Annotated in this window: 1 protein-coding gene and 1 pseudogene; both read left to right on the forward strand. The window is 73.0% G+C overall.

The genetic code is table 11. From position 1 onward, the window contains the following. Positions 1-339, forward strand: a pseudogene (locus TN53_RS40670) (hypothetical protein); the annotation flags it as partial. A gap of 188 nt (positions 340-527) precedes the next feature. Continuing rightward, positions 528-1,233 (forward strand): polyprenyl synthetase family protein (locus TN53_RS40675; protein ID WP_234441820.1); only part of this gene is annotated, 706 nt, incomplete at its 3' end.

Genomic DNA, 1,233 nt, shown 5'->3' on the forward strand with positions numbered 1-1,233 from the left:
GCCGCCTTCGCGCTGTGGGAGGACCCCGAGGTACGCCCGAAGCTGCTCGGGATCCTCCAGGCCGCGGTCAACAGCGAGGAAGGCGCCGAGCAGATGCGCGGCTTCCTCGCCAACCAGCTCTTCGCCCAGGCCGGCAAGTCCATCGGCGTCGACGGGATGGACATCCACCAGGCGGCCGAGACCTTCGGCGTGCCGGCGGTCAACATCAACGCGGCGGCCGGGCAGGTCTGGGGCGCCGTCCTGATGCGCTACGTCGTCAAGCTGGAGCCGATCGCGTCGGTGCCGGCCGAGGAACTGATCCAGCTGCTCAAGCCGACGATCCAGCGCTACCTGGGCTGACCTGGGGCCGCCCCCGCCACACCGTGCGGCCCCGCCGGCACCGCCCACCGGTGACACCCCTGAACCGTCTCACCAGCACCGCCCCCGGACACTCCGCGGGCGGTGCTCCCTCGTTCCCACCCGTTGCCGAGTTGCTCCTGACCCCGCCGCACGTGCTCGAGCACCGCACCCGCACAAGGAGATGTGTCGTGACCACTGAAGTGATCCCCCGGACCGCCCAGGGCCAGGAATCGGCCGCCGTGGCGCGGCGCACCGTCGAGGAGCTGCTCCAGCGGGTGCAGGAGCGGCTCAGTTCCTTCCTCGCGGCCGAGCGCACCCGCTACGCCGAGGTCAACGAGCGGGCGGTGGTCGCCATCGACGCACTGTCCGACCTGGTCGAGGCGGGCGGCAAACTCGTCCGCCCGGCGTTCTGCCTCGCCGGCTACCTCGCCGCCGGCGGCGACCCCGACGACCCCGGGATCGTGGCCGCCGCCGCGGCCCTGGAGATGCTGCACATCTCCGCCCTGGTCCACGACGACGTCCTGGACGACTCCCGCACCCGGCGCGGCAAGCCCGCCGTCCACCTCCTGCACGCCACGCTGCACCGCAGCCGCGGCTGGCAGGGCGAGTCCCGCCGGTTCGGTGAGGGCGTCGCCCTCCTCGTCGGCGACCTCGCCCTGGTCTACTCCGACGAGCTGATGTCCCACGCCCCGGCCACGGCCCGCCCCGAATGGCACCACCTTCGTTCCGAAGTGATGATCGGCCAGTACATGGACGTCGCCGCGGCCGCCGAGTTCTCCGTCGACCCCGGGCTCTCCCGGCTGATCGCCCTGATCAAGTCCGGCCGCTACACCATCCACCGCCCCCTGGTCGTCGGCGCGAGCGCGGCCGGCCGCGCCGACCTCGCGCCCGCCC

Source organism: Streptomyces sp. WM6386, from assembly GCF_000972385.1.
Lineage (GTDB): Bacteria > Actinomycetota > Actinomycetes > Streptomycetales > Streptomycetaceae > Streptomyces.